The sequence below is a fragment of the Aeromonas rivipollensis genome, from assembly GCF_037811135.1.
Classification (GTDB): domain Bacteria; phylum Pseudomonadota; class Gammaproteobacteria; order Enterobacterales; family Aeromonadaceae; genus Aeromonas; species Aeromonas rivipollensis.
This window is the reverse complement of the sequence record NZ_CP149130.1, coordinates 2,627,756-2,644,793: the sequence shown is the minus strand read 5'-3', so window position 1 is coordinate 2,644,793 and position 17,038 is coordinate 2,627,756. Positions and strand designations below refer to the sequence as shown.

Below are 17,038 nucleotides of genomic sequence, written 5' to 3'. Positions count from 1 at the left end.
TCACGCCAGTTCTGAAACATATAGTGGATACGATATGAGGATCTAATTTGCCCTGCTTTCATAGAATTTTATTACGTTTTTCAAGCGAGCGAATGTCCGCATATTTTCGTTGGCGGACAGCTCGGGATAGTCGCGGTTATTGGCTTTAAGACGGTATTGGCCCGCGCTGTTTTTGGTGACAACCCGCAACAGGTATTGATTCAGGCCGCTCTCATCCTCTTGCTCGATCGCCATGATGCTGCCGGTGATAGAGCCCGCACTGTCCGGGGTGATCCACTCCAGCAACAGCAGATCGCCATCCACAATCGGTTGTTTGCCGCCATCCATCGAATTGCCGCTGGCGCGGGCCAGGAAGTGGCGCTTGGGATCAAGTTCTCCCCAACTGCTGTCGAGGCGCTGCAGCGCCATATCACTCTCGTCACCATGTTTGAAGTGGCCGCAGGCAATCTTGAGATTGGGGAAGTAGGAGAGCAAGGAGCCGCTCTCCACCGCGCTGTTCTCCGGCTTGAGAGGCGCTGTTTGGCGGAGGCTGCCCAGCGCCACAACCTCTGCACGCTCGCCAGTGTCTGATGACGCCGTGCTTTGTGCCGACCGAATCCGAGACTTGCGGGCCAGATACTGAGCCATGCGCAAGTCCAGCAGCTCCTGCATCATATGGTGGAGCTGATCTATCTGCGTCTCATTGAGCGCGAAATCCGTGCAAAAACGATCATCCTTGACCACAAACCAGTAGCGGCGGCGCGCAGCGTTATTCTCACCAGTGGTGTGTTTTATCGGGTTATTGCGCCAGTAGCGCAACCAGCTTGCGCTGTCTGCGGCAAGCTGCTGTTGCGGATCGGGCAGATCCAGTTTCAACAGCCGGGGATGGCGTTCCAGCAGGTAGCGGGAGTGGCTGGCCAGCTCGGCAAGGGTCGGCGGCGAGCGCAACCCGTCCAGCTCGAGCAGGGCCTGCAGCAAAATAAGCTTGAAACTTTTCGCCAGCTGGGTGGTTTCAACGGCGAGATGGAGAAATTCCCGCAGTTGCTGCCAAACCTGCTCACTGGTTGCGTCCAGATCGCCCTCTTGTGCCACCAGTGCGAACCAGCCACCAAAGGCGCGGGTATCGAATTCAAGCTGATTGGCCTGCATGCTTTGCCAGACCTGGTGGGCTGTCGGTCGGTAGCCGAACTGTTCCTTGAGTTCGCGATAGGTTTGCAGCAGTGGCGGGCGGCGCGTGGCGTTGAGGCGATCCAGCATGGGCAGCAGGGCAGGATCCAGATTGATAAAGCACCCAGGCGCCAGTACGGGTTCGCCGTGCACGCCATGGCGGCGGGTCAACTGCTGTTCCAGCAAGATAGGTTTGCCAAGGCAGGCCTTGTGGTTGCCCACCAGATCGATCACCTGCAGCCGCTCTTTGCCCGGATGGAGACGCAATCCGCGTCCCAGTTGCTGCAGGAAGACAATGCGAGACTCCGTCGGGCGCAGCATCAGTACGGTATCAATGGCGGGCAGGTCTGTGCCTTCGTTGAAGAGGTCGACCGAGAAGATGATGTCGAGCTCTCCCGCTTCCAGCTGTTTCAGTACCCAGGTGCGGTCAAGGGATGACTGGGCATGGATGGCCATCGCCCTGACTCCGGCCGCAGTGAAACACTGGGCCATAAACTCGGCATGGCGAATGGAGATGCAAAAGGCCAGCGTGCGTTGCTGACCCAGCTTTTGCCACTGGTGCAGGGCGTGTTGTGCCCGCCGCTGACTGGCGAAGGCATGTTCCAACGCATCCGGGTCAAACTGGCCATTTCGCCAGGGCAGGGCCGCATAGTCGATGGTGTCGTCGAGGATGCCGTGGTAGACCAGCGGCACCAGAAAATGCTGTTCAATGGCCTCGGCGAGATAGCATTCAAAGACCTGATTGTTGTCACAGAGCGCCAGAATATCGGCCTGATCGGTTCGATCCGGTGTGGCAGTCAATCCCAGCAGGAAGCGAGGTTGAAAGTGATCGAGCAACCTGCGATACGAGGGGGAGGCGGCATGATGAAACTCGTCAACAACGATGTAATCAAAGTGGTCGGGGGCAAAGCGCAGCAGATGCCGGCCCTTGCCCAGCGTCTGGATGGAGGCAAACAGCCAGTCCACATCCTGCTGCTGCTCCCCCTGATAGAGGCCGGTACGGGCCGAGGGAGACAGGCGCTGGAACGTGGCTCTGGCCTGCGTCAGGATCTCTTCCCGATGGGCAACAAACAGCAAGCGAGCCGCCTGCATCTGATGTACATCGAAGGCGGCCAGCCAGGTTTTGCCAAGACCGGTCGCCATGACCACCAATCCCCGCTGGTAACCCGCGTTGCGGGTGGCATGCAGCGCGGCAAGGGCATCCAGCTGCACCTTGTTGGGCATTGGCCGTTCGCGCAGTGCCTCGGCATCTTTTGTTTTGTCACCGGTCAGAGCCCTCAGTTCCCGCAAGCTGCTTTGCTGATAGCGCGCCAGATAGTCATCAATCCAGCGGTGAGTCAGTGGCACGACCCGTGGATCCCTTGCGAGCAGTTCAACCTGTGTCATCAGCTGTTGCAGGCTCTGCTGTGCCTCGACACAGGGCGAGTCATCCACGGTCAGCGACCAGTTCCACTCCAGCGAGTCGTTCAAGGCGGCAGCCGAGATATTGCTCGAGCCCACAAAGGCCCGGCCGCAGAGGTGGTGTGAGCAATGCTGGCGCACGAACAGATAGGATTTGAGGTGAAAGCCGCGGTTTCCTGCGCTCTGATAGACAAGGGCCGTGGTGCGGGCGGGATCCAGTTTGAGCAGCTCGCGCAGTGCCACCGGCTGGGTCACGTCCAGATAGTCGGAGGTGATGACGCGCAGGTGCGCCCCTCTGGCTTGTGCCTGCTGCAGCGCCTCACGCAGCAGCAACAGACCGCTTTGCCGGATGAACGAGACGCACAGCTCGATCCGCGCCCCTTGTCCGCACTCGGCCAGTGCCGCCAGCAGATGGGGGAGCAGGGGGTCGGTAAAAAGGGGATCGCTTGCGTGTCCGCCGCCGACCAGCATCAGCGAGTTCATGGCTGTTTGACCTGCAGTACGGCATTGAGCCAGCGTTCTTCGGCTCTGCCCGGTCTCAGATCGGTCGTCTGCCACACATCGATGGCGACCAGAGGTAACTCGCTCAGCAGGGCGTAAAGGGCATCTTCATCCAGTTGCGTGAAGGTTCGCCCGTCACGGGCAAGCGTGCCACGGCCGTACTTGAAAGAGCAATAAAAGTGGCCGCCAGCTCTCAGTTGAATGGCCAGATGCCTCATGACGGCAGGCAAGTCCGCCAACGGCACATGGAGCAGACTGGCGCAGGCCCAGATCCCGTCCACCGGCTCGCTGGCCTGAAACTGCTCGAACCGACATACCGCCACCGCGAGGCCGATATAGTGGCTGGCCAGCGCCGCCAGCTTCTTGCTGCCATCGAATGCCGTGACCCTGAATCCCGCCGCCATGAAAAAGTGGCTGTCCCGTCCGCTGCCGCAACCGGCATCGACGATATGGCCACCGGGTGGCAGCAGCGGCAGAAAGTGCTGATAGAGAGGCTGCATATCGACACTCAAGGTACTGTCGGCAAATGCGCGGGCGTGCTGATCATAGTAAGCGATGGACATGATGGCTGGGTCGGCTGGAAAGGTTGCCATACCCTATCAAAAACGATAAACCAATGGAAATATTCAGCTTAAACAGCAGGTTAATTAAATCGTCATGTCAAGGGTGGCGTTTGCCCCGGCAAGGGATGAGTGAAGGGGGCACCCTGTAAGACAAGCTCGACTCGTCATCAAGAAACAGCCCCGCTGGCGGGGCTGTTGTCATGGTGGTGGCCGCTGGCCGATTAAGGCGTCAGTGGCAGATCTTGTAGTAGACCTCGTTCCAGCGCAGGGTCTCTTTGAGTTCGGGGATCCGGGTGTGCTCGTCGATGACCACGAACTCTATGCCCATGATGTCGGCGAAGGTGCGCAGCTGCGCTATGTCCACCGATTGGGTGAACACCGAGTGGTGGGCGGCCCCCGCCAGGATCCAGGCCTCGGCGCTGGTCTGCAGGTCCGGCAGGGGCTGCCACAGGGCGCTGGCCACCGGCAGTTTCGGCATGGCCTCTGGCAGGTCCACCACCTCCAGTTGATTGACCACCAGCCGGAAGCGGTTGCCGAGATCGATGAGGCTGGCATTGACCGCCTTGCCGGCGGGGGCCGCAAACAGCAGGCGGGCTGGATCAGCCTTCTTGCCTATGCCCAGATGCTGGGCGTCCAGCACGGGTTTGCCTGCGGCGATGGAGGGGCAGACCTCCAGCATGTGGGCCCCCAGTACCAGGTTGTTGTCCGCCTCCAGGTGGTAGGTGTAGTCCTCCATGAAGGAGGCGCCCCCCGGCAGGCCTGCGCCCATCACTTTCAGGGTGCGCAGCAGGGCCGCTGTCTTCCAGTCCCCTTCGGCCCCAAAGCCGAAGCCTTGCTGCATCAGGCGCTGGCAGGCGAGCCCCGGTAGCTGGTGCAGGCCGTGAAGATCCTCGAAGGTGGTGGTGAAGGCGCCAAAGCCGCCGTCGGTGAGGAACTTCTTCATCCCCAGCTCCTGGCGCGCCGCCTCATACAGGGAGGCACGCAGCGGCCCACCCGCCTGCACCGCCTCAGTGAGGGTATAGGTTTCTTCGTATTCGGCCAGCAGCGTCTCGATGTCGCTTGCAGGCACGGCGTCGATCACCTTCACCAGATCGCCGACCGGGTGGTAGTTCACCTGATAGCCGAACTGGATCTGGGCCTCAATCTTGTCGCCTTCGGTGACCGCCACGTTGCGCATGTTGTCGCCAAAGCGGGCGATCTTGAGGTGGCGGCTGTCGTGGATGGCGGCGGCGACCCGCATCCAGTTGCCAATCTTCTGTCTGGGCTCCTCATCCTGCCAGTGGCCGACCACCACGGTGCGGGGCAGCCGCAGGCGGGCTCCCATGAAGCCGAACTCGCGGCCGCCATGGGCGGTCTGGTTCAGGTTCATGAAGTCCATGTCGATCTCGCTCCAGGGGAGATCCCGGTTGAACTGGGTGTGGAACTGCAGCAGGGGTTTTTGCAGCTGACTCAGGGCCGGGATCCACATCTTGGCGGGGGAGAAGGTGTGCATCCACACCATGAGCCCCACGCACTGCTCGCTGTGGTTCGCATCGCGAGCGACGCTGCTTATCTCGTCGAGGGTGGTGCCGGTGGGCTTGAGCACTATCTTGAGGGGCAGGTTCGCCCCCTCGTTGAGCTGGTTGGTGATGGTGTGGGCGTGATCGGCCACCTGCTTCAGGGTGGTGGCGCCATACAGGTGCTGGCTGCCGACCAGGAACCACACCTCCAGCTGTTTCATCAATTCCATCTTGGTGTCCTCTTTTTACGCTTTTGTCTGGCCGTAATAGGCGTGTTTGCCATGTTTGCGCTGGTAGTGCTTCTCCAGCAGGTAATGGGGCAGGGGGCGGGCCGCTGGGTTGATCTGGCCGGTGAGCCAGGCCATGCGGGCCACCTCTTCCAGCACCACGGCGTTGTGTACAGCGTCATCGGCGCTCTTGCCCCAGCTGAAGGGGCCGTGATTGGCCACCAGCACCCCCGGCATGGTGAGGATGGGGGTCTGCCTGAGCGTCTCGACGATGAGATGACCGGTCAGCCCCTCGTAGTCCTCCTCGACCTCCCCCGGGGTGAGCAGGCGGGAGCAGGGGATCTCGCCGTTGAAGTAGTCGGCCTGGGTGGTGCCGAAAATGGGAATGGGGCGTCCGGCCTGGGCCCAGGCGGTGGCGTGGGTGGAGTGGGTGTGCACCACGCCGCCAAGTTCGGAATAGGTGCGATAGAGCACCAGGTGGGTGGCGGTGTCGGAGGAGGGGCGCAAGGATCCTTCCACCTGCTTGCCCGCGAGATCCAGCACCACCATGTCCTCGACCCGCATCCGCTCGTAGCTGACGCCGCTCGGCTTGATGACCACCAGACCCTGTTCCCGGTCTATGCCACTCACGTTGCCCCAGGTGAAAGTCACCAGACCGTGGCGCGGCAGATCCAGGTTGGCGGCGAGCACCTGCTCCTTGAGGGTGTTGAGGCTCATGCCGGTACCTCCCGGTTGTAGAGGGGCTCGGCTGCGGCGCCCCAGGCGAGGTAACGCTGGTAGAGCCGCTCGTATTCGGCGACCCGCGCCGGATCCGGCTGGTGGGTGCGCTCCACGGCGCTCGCCATGTGGTGCTGGGCATCCGCCACATCACCATGGATCCCGGCCGCCACGGCGGCAAAGATGGCCGCCCCCAGGGCGCAGCACTGATCCGAGGCCACCACCTGGATGGGCCTGTTCATCACATCGGCGCAGGTCTGCATCACGGTCGTTGATTTGCGGGCGATGCCGCCAAGGGCAATCACCTGCTCCACCGGCACCTGCTGGCTGGTCAAACACTCCATGATGCTGCGGGCCCCGAAGGCGGTGGAAGCCACCAGGGCGCCGAACAGGTCAGGCGCATCGGTGCCGAGGTTGATGCCCGTGAGGGTGCCCTGCAGGCGCTGGTTGGCATAAGGGGTGCGTCGGCCGTTGAACCAGTCGAGCACCACTGGCAGGTGGGCGAGATCGCGCTGCTGATCCCAGGCGGCGGCGAGGCTCGGCAACAGCTCCCGCTTGTGGGCCTCGATGGCGGTACGAAGCTCGGGGTATTGGGCGGCGAGGCTCTCCAGCGGCCAGCCGAGCTGGCGCTGATACCAGGCATAGATGTCGCCGAAGGCCGATTGCCCCGCCTCCAGTCCCACCCTGCCCGGCACCACGCTGCCGTCCACCTGGCCGCAGATCCCGGCAATGGCACGATCACCGATGGTGGCCTCATCGGCGATAAGGATGTCGCAGGTGGAGGTGCCTATCACCTTGACCAGGGCATTGTTGCCGGCCCCGGCCCCCACGGCCCCCATGTGGCAGTCGAAGGCACCGCCGGCGATCACCACCTCGCAGGAGAGGTGCAGCCGCTCCGCCCACTCCGGGGTCAGGGTGCCGACCGGCAGATCGGCGGTCCAGCTGTCGGTAAAGAGGGGGAAGTCGAGATCCTGGGTCAGCAGCGGATCAAGCGCATTGAGAAAGTCGGCGGCGGGCAGGCCGCCCCAGCTCGGGTGCCAGAGGGACTTGTGACCGGCGGCGCAGCGCCCGCGCTTGAGGGTCGCCGGAGCCTGGGTGCCGCTCAGTATGGCGGGCACCCAGTCGCACAGCTCGACCCAGTTGCAGGCGGCGGCGCGCACTGCCGCATCGGCTCGGGAGACGTGCAGTATCTTGGCCCAGAACCACTCGGAGGAGTAGATGCCGCCTATGTAGCGGCTGTAGTCGGGGAACTGGCCGCCGTGGCACAGGGCCGTGATGGCCTCGGCCTCCTCGATGGCGGTGTGATCCTTCCACAGCACGAACATGGCGTTGGGGTTGTCGGCAAATTCTGGGCGCAGGGCCAGCACGCGCCCTTCCTCATCGATGGGGGCCGGTGTGGAGCCTGTGCTGTCCACCCCTATGCCGCGCACGGCGGTTCGCTGGGCCGGGGTGAGCTGGCTCACCACCGCCACCACCGCCTGCTCCATGGACTCCAGATAGTCGAGGGGGTGGTGGCGGAACTGGTTGTTGACCGGCTGGCAGTAGTGGCCGGCCTGCCAGCGTGGGTAATAGACGACATGGGTCGCCAGCTCGGCGCCGTCCTGGCAGCGCACGGCGAGTGCCCTGACCGAGTCGCTGCCGAAATCGAGTCCGATGACGATGTGCTCAGACATATGTGCTCCTGACCATCAATGAGGGGTAACTGGGGAGGAACCATAGGAGATGCACCGGACGGACGGTTAGCCATTGGCTGCTGGAAATATGGATTTAAACGCTACAAGCGCAAGAGGGTGACCCTTGTCGAGGATTCCGTATGTAACGATTTTGCTAAATATATAGACAAAATGGCTGCAATCTCATGGCGTGATCCTGCTCTCCATTTTTCCATGTGAAAACGATTACAACTTGGTTCGCTCATCTAGCAACAACAATAACGTCATGTTTGGACATGTTTTTATGTGGCGGTCAGAGGAATGGACCCAATGGCTGCGTTTCATGGATACATGGATTGATGGAACATCTGGAGACACTCGCATGAACAAAATCGTTAAAGGCATGATCGCGATGGGGTTTGCCCTTGGTATGGCAAATTCTGCTTTCTCGGCCGAGGCGCTGAAGCTGGGCTACCTGGTCAAGCAACCGGAAGAGCCCTGGTTCCAGACCGAATGGAACTTCGCCGACAAGGCGGGCAAGGATCTCGGTTTCGAGGTGATCAAGATAGCCGTGCCCGATGGGGAGAAGACCCTCAATGCCATCGACAGCCTGGCGGCCAATGGCGCCAAGGGTTTCGTCATCTGCACCCCGGACCCCAAGCTCGGGGCCGCCATCATGGCCAAGGCCAACAGCATGGATCTGAAAGTCATCACTGTGGATGACCAGTTCGTCAACGCCAAGGGGCTGCCCATGGAGCAGGTGCCCCTGGTGATGATGGCCGCCACCAAGATAGGCGAGCGCCAGGGCCAGGAGCTCTACAAGGAGATGCAAAAACGCCAGTGGGACCTGAAGGCTACCGGGGTGCTCGCCATCACTGCCGATGAGCTGGATACCGCCCGTCGCCGGGTCGAAGGCTCCCTGGGGGCGCTCAAGGCCGCCGGTTTCCCCGAAGGCCAGATCTACCGCTCTCCTACCAAGGCCAACGACATTCCGGGGGCCCTGGATGCCGCCAACTCCATGCTGGTGCAGCACCCCGAGGTCAAAAACTGGCTCATCGTCGGCATGAATGACAATACGGTGCTCGGCGGCGTTCGTGCCACCGAAGGGCAGGGCTTCAAGGCCGAGAACGTCATCGGCATCGGCATCAACGGGGTGGATGCGGTGAACGAGCTCTCCAAGTCCAGCGCCACCGGCTTCCTCGGCTCCCTGCTGCCAAGCCCGGACGTGCACGGTTACAAGAGCATCCAGATGCTCCATGACTGGGTCGTCAATGGCACCGAGCCTGCCAAGTTCACCGAAGTGACCGATGTGGTGCTCATCACCCGCGACAACTTCAAGGTCGAGCTGCAGAAGAAAGGTCTGTGATTGACGCCATTTAAACCCTGACACCGAGACCGGCATGACGCAGTGGCGTCATGCCGGTTGGCTGGAGTGAACACATGAATCAGGTTCCTTATCTGGAGTTTTGCGGCATCAGCAAGGAGTTCCCCGGCGTCAAGGCGCTGCAGAACGTCTCCTTCTCCTGCCAGCAGGGCTCGGTGCACGCGCTGATGGGGGAGAACGGCGCGGGCAAATCCACCCTGCTCAAGATCCTGAGCGGCTTTCAGGCGCCCACCACAGGGGTGATGAAGCTGGCCGGCCAGGAGAAGGTGTTTCAAGACACGGTCGATGCCCTGGAGAGCGGGATCGCCATCATCTATCAGGAGTTGCATCTGGTCCCCGAGATGACCATCGCCGAGAACATCTACCTCGGCCAGCTGCCCACCCGGCGCGGCGTCATCGATCGGGAGAAGCTCTATCAGGATGCGGCGAGACAGCTGGCGCGCCTCGGCATGGACGTCTCCCCCGAGACACCGCTCAAGTACCTGTCCCTCGGGCAATGGCAGATGGTGGAGATCGCCAAGGCCCTGACCCGGGATGCCAGCGTCATCGCCTTCGACGAGCCGACCAGCAGCCTGTCGTCCCGCGAGATAGATCAGCTGTTTCGGGTCATTCGCCAGTTGCGGGACGAGGGCAAGGTCATTCTCTATGTCTCCCACCGCATGGACGAGATCTTCGCCCTGTGCGATGCCATCACCGTGTTCAAGGATGGCCAGTTCGTACGCACCTTCGCCTCCATGGCCGAGGTGGACCGGGATCTGCTGGTCAAGACCATGGTGGGGCGGGATCTGACCGACATCTATGGCTACAGCCCGAGACAGCTAGGAGAAGTGGGCCTCAAGGTGGAGAACCTGATGGGGCCGGGACTCAAGGCGCCGGTGTCGTTCGAGGTGAAACGGGGGGAGATCCTCGGGATCTTCGGGCTGGTGGGGGCCGGTCGCAGCGAGCTGATGAAGCTTGTCTTCGGTGCCGAGAAGGCGCGTGGGGGCGAGATTGCCGTGTTTGGCAAGCCGGTGCCCATCCGCAACCCCATCGACGCCATTCACAGCGGCATCATGCTCTGTACCGAGGACAGAAAGGCCCTCGGCATCATCCCCATCCACTCGGTGCAGGAGAACATCAACATCAGTGCCCGCCGCCACAAGGCGTGGGGGGGCTTCTGGATCAACCAGAAATGGGAGGACGAGAACGCGAGGCTCAGGATCCGCGACATGAGGGTCAAGACCCCGTCCCCCCATCAGGTCATCATGAACCTCTCCGGCGGCAATCAGCAGAAGGCCATTCTGGGGCGCTGGCTCTCCGAAGACATGAAGGTGATTTTGCTCGACGAGCCGACCCGCGGCATAGACGTCGGGGCAAAGAACGAGATTTACAACGTGATTTACGATCTGGCCAAGGTGGGCATCGCCGTGGTGGTGGTCTCGAGCGAGCTGCCGGAGGTGCTGGGCATCGCGGACCGGATCATGGTCATGCGGGAGGGGGTGATAGCAGGGGAGCTCTCCCACGACGAGGCCGACGAGGTCAAGGCACTCAATCTGGCCATGCCGGCCCGTTAATCCCCCGTGACTGCAACGGGATAGCACCCAGATTTTTTAGGAGAAATACCATGACAACAACTACCTCTGCCGGTCAGGCCGCGACAGTCCCTGCGGCCACCGGCTCCAGAGTACAACTGGCCCGCGTCTGGGATCAGTACGGCATGCTGGTGATCTTCGCCATCCTGTTCCTGCTGGCCTGCGCGCTGGTGCCCAACTTCGCCAGCCTGATCAACATGCGCGGCCTGGGGCTCGCCGTCTCCATGTCGGGCATGGTGGCCTGCGGCATGCTGTTCTGCCTCGCCTCAGGGGAATTCGACATGTCGGTCGGATCCGTGGTGGCCTGCTCCGGCGTCGCCTGCGCCGTGGGCATCAACGCCACCGAGAGCATCACGGTCGGCATCCTGGCCGGCATGTCGGTGGGGGTGCTGTTTGGCCTCATCAACGGCATAGTGGTGGCCAAATTCAAGATCAACGCCCTCATCACCACCCTGGCCACCATGCAGATGGCGCGCGGGGTGGGCTACATCATCTCGGACGGCAAGGCGGTCGGCATAGTGGAAGAGGGCTTCTTCGAGCTCGGCAACTCCGCCCTGCTCGGGATCCCGACCCCGGTCTGGCTGACGGCGCTCTGCTTCGTGCTGTTCGGCCTGCTGCTCAACAAGACCACCTTCGGCCGCAACACCCTGGCCATGGGGGGCAACGAGGAGGCCGCGCGCCTCGCCGGGGTCAACGTGGTGCGCACCAAGATCATCATCTTCACCATGACCGGGCTGATCGCCTCCATTGCGGGCATCATACTCGCCTCGCGCATGACCTCGGGACAGCCCATGACCTCCATCGGCTTCGAGCTGGTGGTGATCTCCGCCTGCGTGCTGGGTGGGGTCTCCATGAAGGGGGGGATTGGCAAGATCTCCTACATCATCGCCGGTGTGCTGATTTTGGGGCTGATGGAGAACGCCATGAACCTGCTCAACATCTCCCCCTTCGCCCAGTACGTGGTGCGCGGCCTCATCCTGCTCGCCGCCGTGCTGTTCGACCGCTACAAGCAGGTGCGCAAGGCGCGCGTCTGATCTCTTGCTCCCTCCGGCACCGGGTTGGCCCTCGCTGGCCTGGTGCCTCCTTCAAGCAAGCTGTGAGCCAGTTCAATAAATTCACATCAGGCCGCTTGCGAAAATAGGTTGTTCCAACGCCGGATCTCTACAATGGCCCAAGCCGATTTTTTTACCCAAGCGCTGTTTTCCGCCATGTCTTCGATGCAAAAAGAGAAGCCGAAACAACTCAATCCCCTGTTGCCGGGCTACGCCTTCGACGTCTTCCTGGTCTCGGGCATGACCCCCATAGAGCAGGGGAGCGCCCTCGACTTCATCATCGACCGCCCCCAGGGCATGAAGGGTTTCATCGTCAACCTGACCATCAGGGGCAAGGGGCAGATCTTTCAGGGGGATCAGGCCTTCACCGTGGAGCCCGGCGACCTGCTGCTGTTCCCGCCTGCGGCCGTGCACTATTACGGCCGGGCGCCGGATGCCCGGGAGTGGTATCACCGCTGGGTCTATTTCCGGCCGAGGGCCTATTGGGCCGACTGGCTCAAGTGGCCTCAGGTGACGGAGCGGGTGGGGCGTCTGCAACTGGCGGACAGCCAGTTGCTCGCCGAATTTGACGCCCTCTTCCTCGACATCGAAGAGACCCACCAGCAGCTCAGACCCATGTCGGAACAGCTGGCCATGAACCTGCTGGAGCGGCTGCTCATTCGCTGCTACGAGGCCTCTTCCCTCAGTGCCTACCCCACCATAGATCACAGAGTTCACCAGGCGTGCCAGATCCTGAGCGAGTCGCTCTGTGCCGAGATCTCGGTGGAGGCGCTGGCGGAGCAGGTCTTCTTGTCCCCCTCGCGCCTCGCCCACCTGTTCCGCGAGCAGGTGGGGGTGAGCATAGTGCGCTGGCGCGAGGATCAGCGGATCATGCGGGCCAAGCTGCTGCTGCAGACCACCCCCATGTCGGTGGCCACCATAGGCCAGCAGGTGGGTTATGACGATCAGCTCTACTTCTCCCGGGTGTTCCGAAAGCGGGTCGGGGTCAGCCCCACCGAATACCGCAAGTGCGCCACCCCGTTGTGAGAAGAACCCAGAGATGACAAAGCCCTCGTGATGAGGGCTGGTGTTATCCACGAAGGGCAGGGGGGCGATCAGCCCTGGCGAGCCTTGAATCTGGGATTGCTCTTGCAGATCACGAACAGCCTGCCGCGTCGACGAACGACCTGGCAATCCGGGTGACGTGACTTGGCTGATTTCAGGGAGGCGAGCACTTTCATGATTTCTCTTTTCCTTTGTTGAAGAATTGGCCGAATCGTTGACCGAAGCGGGCTACCTGGCCTTCCTTGCCGACCTGCTTCTGCTTGCCGGTATAGAAGGGGTGGGAGGCACTGGAGACATCCAGCGTCACATAGGGATAGGTGTTGCCATCTTCCCATTGCTTGGTGCGATCGGTCTGCAAGGTGGATCCGATCAGGAAGCAGGTGTTGCTGGCCAGATCGTGAAACAGGACCTTGCGGTATTCAGGGTGAATGTTGGGGCGCATGATTGTCTCGAGTGTTATGTTATAACACTGGTTTATGATGCGATGGATGAGAACCAATATCAACCATTTTTTCTCCCGAGGTAGCCAGGCAGGATGGAGCGCGTTCAGGTAAGGGGCGGGAGGGAATGCGGATATGGTGATGAAAGGGGAGAGCGATGGATTGTTGAGCGATGGAAGGGGAACGAGAAGCTCAGCCTTTACTTTTGGTTTTTACTGTATAAAAATACAGTCCATCATCATGGAGACCTATCCTATGCGCCTGGAAATCATCATCGACAGAAAACATCAGATCCCCACTGCGACCATGGAGGCGCTGCGCCAGGAGTTGCTCAAGCAACTGGGCGAGCGATTCCCTGATCTGCATGTGCGAGTCGCCCCGGGCAGTGCCATGGCCTTGACGGTCAGCCGTGCCAGCAAGGAGGACAGGGAACTGGCCGAGACCATGGTGCAGGAAGTGTGGGAGAACGCCGAGAGCTGGATGCCGGAGGCAGAAGGCGCCGAGGCCTGATCAGGGGCCGGTTGTCGGTTTGCCTGTCCTGGCCAGGGCAGGTTCCCCGGTTTGAACGAAACGCAGCTCAAGGCTGCGTTTCGTGTTTGTGGGCAGGCGATCGGGCGCTTAGCCTGGCAAGGAGATTCAGAGCCCGGCCCAACGTTTGAGGCTGCCGCTCTGTACCCGCTGGTTGGCCCCTGCGATGTCGCCATTGGCGCGAAGCGCCTTGAGGGCAACGGGCAGGGCAGTGCGCACCTCGTCTGCCGTCATCCCTGCCCGGAGTGCGGGATGATAGGCAAGCTTGAGCAGCACATAGTCGAGACCGGTGGGGAAGCTGTCGATGCTGTTGTCATTGAAGATGGAGGGAAACACCTTGTTCGAGTCGTTGGGCAGCCCCATCACCTGGGTGAGCTCTTCCACCACGCAATCCAGGAAGCGGCCCTTGGCCCGGCTGTAGTCCACCGGGATGATGATGGTGGCACGGGTGATCTCGTAGCGGGCATTGGTGGCGAAATTGGCCAGGCAGATCCCCTCCTTGAGGGCAATGCTGACAGAGTCATCCCGGCGCATGGTACGGCCGGCCCAACTGGCCATCTGCTGGTGCCTTGTCATGATGAGGGTGAGATTGGGGTTGTCGTTGACAAGCTGTATGGGGTGGCCGGTGATCCTGGCCAGATGCTGGCTCTGCACCTTGACCACCTCGGCCTGCAGCGCCTTGTCGCCAAATTCGTTGATGAGCTTGAGGCGGATGGGGCCTTGCCAGCGGGAGAAGCGTACCTGAGCCTCATGCCCATATTCTCGCTTCATGGCGACTTCCATGAAGCTCTGGACCAGATAGTCGTTGCTCTGCCAGCGTTCGGTTGCCTGCAGAGAGCAGGGCAGCAGCGCGGCTAGCCACAGGGCCAGCATCCGGCCTGGCGCGACATGACGACGGCTGTGCCCTGAACGAATGTGCCCTGGGATCATCTTGCCTCCTTGCAATCGATAGGGTCAGCCCGAGGAGCGTTCGATGTCACGCCAGGTGAGCCAGAGCCTGAGATCGAACTCCAGTTGATGATAGTCCGGTTCCATGTGCTGACAGAGCTGGTAGAAGGCCTTGTTGTGATCCTTCTCCCGCAAGTGGGCCAGCTCGTGCACCACTATCATCTTCAGGAAGGCGGGATGGGCCTCCTTGAACAGGGCGGCGATGCGGATCTCGTTCTTGGCCTTGAGCTTGTTGCCCTGTACCCGGCTGACATAGGTGTGCAGGCCGAGGGCATCCTTGATCACATTGATCTTGCCGTCGAAGATCACCTTGGAGAGCGGCGCCGAGCTTTTCAGGTAGCGGTTTTTCAGCTCCATGGTATAGGCCAGCAGCGCCTTGTCACTCTGGATGAGGTGGGTCTCGGGGTAGCGTTTGGCCAGCATCTCGCCGAGTTTTCCCGCCGCGATCAACTGCTGTACCTGGCTCTTGAGCGGGTCAGGATAGCCCCCCAGATAGGTCAGATCCGCCATGATGTCTCCCCCTTCACACTAAAAAAGAGCGCCATTGTAATCATGATGGGCCCCCTTGAACACAACAGGTATCTGTACGCCAATGAAAGGGGCCGTCGCTGTTGCCAGCGACGGCCCCGACTGTCGTCAACCGCTCTCAACGACGGCGATAGAGACCCGGATCCACCTCTTCGTAGCGGTCCGTCAGATATTGATAGAAGGCGAGGCTGGAGGGGGAACTCGGCGTTTTCAGCTGCTCTGCCACCCGCTCCGGCTTGGCGATGATGAACTTGGGGTCCTGCCGCCGGATGTCGGCCAGCACCCGCTCGCGCACGTCATAGGGCGGATTGACGTTGGCGAAGAACAGATAGGCGGAGGCGGGCTGGCGATCTGTCCACAGATAGTATTGCGGCTGTATGCCATCGACCCAGATCTTGTCGGCCGGCACCGTTTCGGCCTTGATCCTGTCGACCCTTACCTGGGCCGGCGGATTGAACGGCTTGCCCTTGAGGTTGCCCTCCCAGGCGTTGTTGACCAGGAGCGCCAGCATGGCCAGAGAGGCCAGCCAGGGGGTGGCGCTGCGCACATCCCAGGCGCGCCAGAGCGGCACCAGGATGAGCACCGGCAGGGCCCACAGCAGACTGTTGCCGAGCACTTCGCGCACCCGCGGCAGCGACCACTCCTTAGTGCTCCAGCCGTAACCGAGCTGCTGGGCCAGCAGCCAGCTGGCGGTCAGCACCACCAGGGAGATGCAGAGCATGCCCAGGGCATCGGATTGCTGCTCGCTGCGATCCAGCAGGCAGGCGAGTGGCAGCAGGCCAAGCTGCAGGTAGAGCACGTCGTAGTGATCGAACACATGGCCGGAGACGGAGTTGGCGATCAGGGTGAAGAGCACGCCGAACAGGGTGGCGCAAAGGGCGGGCAGATACCACTCCTGGCGGCGTCCCAGCATCAGCACAATGAAGGCCGGCAGCAGCATGACGAGGCCGGTGCGCAGCAAGCCGACGGCCCCCACTTCCGGCGAGAAGCCGTTGCCGTAGCTCCCTTCGAAGAAGATGCCGAAGGCGTAGTATTTGAATTCGGCCAGCAACCCGTGGTGCTGGAAGTAGGCGAACAGCGGGCCGCCGACCAGGGCCAGCCCCAACAGGCTGGAGCAGAGCAGACCGAAGGCGCAGCGCCACTGCTCACGCAGACACCAGTGGCAGAACAGCACCAGATACCAGGCACCCCAGAAGGCGCCGTTGTTGGTGCGCATCCAGGCCACTATGGCGAAGGTGAGGGCCGCCACCAGGGCCGGGCCCCAGCGAAACTGCTTGTCCAGCAGCAGGGTGATGAAGGCCCACTGGGCGATGAGGGCCAGGTGGAATGTCCAGTCCTCGGTCATGTTGCCGTAGTAGTAGCGGGTGCTGTAGAGCGCCAGGATCGCCAGCATGCTGCCGAGGCGGGCCCGCAGGGAGAGCCCCAGCTGGGAGAAGGCCTGCCAGCTGGCGAGCAGGCCGAGCCAGCAGAGGACCCACTCCAGCAGCCAGATCCCGAAGAAGCCCCCCAGATGGTAACCGAGGGCGTCGAGGGCGAAGATCATGGGGCCCTTGATGTCGATCATGTCCCGATAGAGCACGCCCCCCTCGCTCCACATCTTGCCCATCACAGCAAACAGGGAGGCATCAAAGCCTGGTGCCATGCCGTGGAACAGCGGGTTGCGCAAGCAAAACAGCAGCGCCATCAGGGCGGTGAGCAGGACAACCGGCGGCTTGAGCCCGGGGTTGTAGCGCTGAGGGGTAAAACGGATGGCGTGATTCATGGATGACCTGTTCCTGCGGGAAAGACGTAAAAGCGGGCCTATCTTGCCGAGGCCGGCAGTCCGATGCAATGGGCT

The 17,038-nt window shown here is 61.7% G+C and carries 15 protein-coding genes; 5 read left to right on the top strand and 10 right to left on the bottom strand.

Annotated features, from left to right (window positions below; all coding sequences use genetic code 11):
- Nucleotides 1-42 precede the first annotated feature (42 nt).
- From WIR04_RS11960 to WIR04_RS11940, 5 genes are all read right to left on the bottom strand, one after another.
- Nucleotides 43-3,030, bottom strand: coding sequence for a DEAD/DEAH box helicase family protein (locus WIR04_RS11960; RefSeq protein WP_338887136.1), 2,988 nt, complete (start codon nt 3,028-3,030; stop codon nt 43-45).
- A complete protein-coding gene (locus WIR04_RS11955; RefSeq protein WP_338887134.1) occupies nt 3,027-3,641 on the bottom strand; it encodes a class I SAM-dependent methyltransferase in 615 nt (204 codons plus the stop codon). The genes WIR04_RS11960 and WIR04_RS11955 overlap by 4 nt, the downstream gene beginning before the upstream one ends.
- Before the next feature lie 199 nt (nt 3,642-3,840).
- A complete protein-coding gene (gene araA / locus WIR04_RS11950) occupies nt 3,841-5,340 on the bottom strand; it encodes an L-arabinose isomerase (protein WP_338887132.1) in 1,500 nt (499 codons plus the stop codon).
- Nucleotides 5,341-5,355: 15 nt separating this feature from the next.
- Nucleotides 5,356-6,054, bottom strand: a complete 699-nt coding sequence (locus WIR04_RS11945) for an L-ribulose-5-phosphate 4-epimerase (RefSeq protein ID WP_338887130.1) — start codon at nt 6,052-6,054, stop codon at nt 5,356-5,358.
- On the bottom strand, nt 6,051-7,727 hold the full coding sequence (locus WIR04_RS11940) for a ribulokinase (protein WP_338887127.1): 1,677 nt from the start codon (nt 7,725-7,727) through the stop codon (nt 6,051-6,053). The genes WIR04_RS11945 and WIR04_RS11940 overlap by 4 nt, the downstream gene beginning before the upstream one ends.
- Nucleotides 7,728-8,088: 361 nt before the next feature.
- On the opposite strand from WIR04_RS11940, the gene WIR04_RS11935 reads away from it, so the two are divergent.
- The 4 genes from WIR04_RS11935 (at nt 8,089) to araC (ending at nt 12,739) form a co-directional block, all read left to right on the top strand.
- The gene (locus WIR04_RS11935; RefSeq protein ID WP_338887125.1) at nt 8,089-9,072 is read left to right on the top strand and encodes an arabinose ABC transporter substrate-binding protein; all 984 of its coding nucleotides are present in this window, start codon (nt 8,089-8,091) and stop codon (nt 9,070-9,072) included.
- A gap of 74 nt (nt 9,073-9,146) precedes the next feature.
- The gene (araG, locus tag WIR04_RS11930) at nt 9,147-10,643 is read left to right on the top strand and encodes an L-arabinose ABC transporter ATP-binding protein AraG (RefSeq protein WP_338887122.1); all 1,497 of its coding nucleotides are present in this window, start codon (nt 9,147-9,149) and stop codon (nt 10,641-10,643) included.
- Between the two features lie 50 nt (nt 10,644-10,693).
- The gene (gene araH / locus WIR04_RS11925; protein WP_338887119.1) at nt 10,694-11,695 is read left to right on the top strand and encodes an L-arabinose ABC transporter permease AraH; all 1,002 of its coding nucleotides are present in this window, start codon (nt 10,694-10,696) and stop codon (nt 11,693-11,695) included.
- Nucleotides 11,696-11,869: 174 nt separating this feature from the next.
- Nucleotides 11,870-12,739 (top strand): arabinose operon transcriptional regulator AraC, encoded by an 870-nt coding sequence (gene araC, locus WIR04_RS11920; protein ID WP_262109861.1) that lies wholly within the window; start codon nt 11,870-11,872, stop codon nt 12,737-12,739.
- Nucleotides 12,740-12,807: 68 nt separating this feature from the next.
- On the opposite strand, the gene ykgO is transcribed toward araC, so the two are convergent.
- Together ykgO and WIR04_RS11910 are read right to left on the bottom strand one after the other, a co-directional pair.
- On the bottom strand, nt 12,808-12,933 hold the full coding sequence (gene ykgO / locus WIR04_RS11915) for a type B 50S ribosomal protein L36 (protein ID WP_338887115.1): 126 nt from the start codon (nt 12,931-12,933) through the stop codon (nt 12,808-12,810).
- A complete protein-coding gene (locus WIR04_RS11910) occupies nt 12,930-13,199 on the bottom strand; it encodes a type B 50S ribosomal protein L31 (protein WP_139744400.1) in 270 nt (89 codons plus the stop codon). Before WIR04_RS11910 ends, ykgO begins: the two co-directional genes overlap by 4 nt.
- A gap of 253 nt (nt 13,200-13,452) precedes the next feature.
- On the opposite strand from WIR04_RS11910, the gene WIR04_RS11905 reads away from it, so the two are divergent.
- A complete protein-coding gene (locus WIR04_RS11905; protein WP_025326722.1) occupies nt 13,453-13,707 on the top strand; it encodes a DinI family protein in 255 nt (84 codons plus the stop codon).
- A 126-nt stretch (nt 13,708-13,833) separates the two neighbouring features.
- Here WIR04_RS11905 and WIR04_RS11900 read toward each other — a convergent pair whose 3' ends face one another.
- From WIR04_RS11900 to WIR04_RS11890, 3 genes are all read right to left on the bottom strand, one after another.
- Nucleotides 13,834-14,598, bottom strand: coding sequence for a DUF2927 domain-containing protein (locus WIR04_RS11900; RefSeq protein WP_338892552.1), 765 nt, complete (start codon nt 14,596-14,598; stop codon nt 13,834-13,836).
- A gap of 81 nt (nt 14,599-14,679) precedes the next feature.
- Complete coding sequence (locus WIR04_RS11895; RefSeq protein ID WP_338887109.1) at nt 14,680-15,183, bottom strand: M48 family metallopeptidase; 504 nt, start codon at nt 15,181-15,183, stop codon at nt 14,680-14,682.
- A 136-nt stretch (nt 15,184-15,319) separates the two neighbouring features.
- Nucleotides 15,320-16,963, bottom strand: a complete 1,644-nt coding sequence (locus WIR04_RS11890) for a hypothetical protein (protein ID WP_338887107.1) — start codon at nt 16,961-16,963, stop codon at nt 15,320-15,322.
- Between the last annotated feature and the right edge of the window lie 75 nt (nt 16,964-17,038).

Coding starts and splice junctions, on each gene's coding strand:
- WIR04_RS11960 (WP_338887136.1), bottom strand. CDS start 3,030: ATGAACTCGCTGATGCTGGTCGGCGGCGGACACGCAAGCGATCCCCTT.
- WIR04_RS11955 (WP_338887134.1), bottom strand. CDS start 3,641: ATGGCAACCTTTCCAGCCGACCCAGCCATCATGTCCATCGCTTACTAT.
- araA (WP_338887132.1), bottom strand. CDS start 5,340: ATGGAATTGATGAAACAGCTGGAGGTGTGGTTCCTGGTCGGCAGCCAG.
- WIR04_RS11945 (WP_338887130.1), bottom strand. CDS start 6,054: ATGAGCCTCAACACCCTCAAGGAGCAGGTGCTCGCCGCCAACCTGGAT.
- WIR04_RS11940 (WP_338887127.1), bottom strand. CDS start 7,727: ATGTCTGAGCACATCGTCATCGGACTCGATTTCGGCAGCGACTCGGTC.
- WIR04_RS11935 (WP_338887125.1), top strand. CDS start 8,089: ATGAACAAAATCGTTAAAGGCATGATCGCGATGGGGTTTGCCCTTGGT.
- araG (WP_338887122.1), top strand. CDS start 9,147: ATGAATCAGGTTCCTTATCTGGAGTTTTGCGGCATCAGCAAGGAGTTC.
- araH (WP_338887119.1), top strand. CDS start 10,694: ATGACAACAACTACCTCTGCCGGTCAGGCCGCGACAGTCCCTGCGGCC.
- araC (WP_262109861.1), top strand. CDS start 11,870: ATGTCTTCGATGCAAAAAGAGAAGCCGAAACAACTCAATCCCCTGTTG.
- ykgO (WP_338887115.1), bottom strand. CDS start 12,933: ATGAAAGTGCTCGCCTCCCTGAAATCAGCCAAGTCACGTCACCCGGAT.
- WIR04_RS11910 (WP_139744400.1), bottom strand. CDS start 13,199: ATGCGCCCCAACATTCACCCTGAATACCGCAAGGTCCTGTTTCACGAT.
- WIR04_RS11905 (WP_025326722.1), top strand. CDS start 13,453: ATGCGCCTGGAAATCATCATCGACAGAAAACATCAGATCCCCACTGCG.
- WIR04_RS11900 (WP_338892552.1), bottom strand. CDS start 14,598: ATGCTGGCCCTGTGGCTAGCCGCGCTGCTGCCCTGCTCTCTGCAGGCA.
- WIR04_RS11895 (WP_338887109.1), bottom strand. CDS start 15,183: ATGGCGGATCTGACCTATCTGGGGGGCTATCCTGACCCGCTCAAGAGC.
- WIR04_RS11890 (WP_338887107.1), bottom strand. CDS start 16,963: ATGAATCACGCCATCCGTTTTACCCCTCAGCGCTACAACCCCGGGCTC.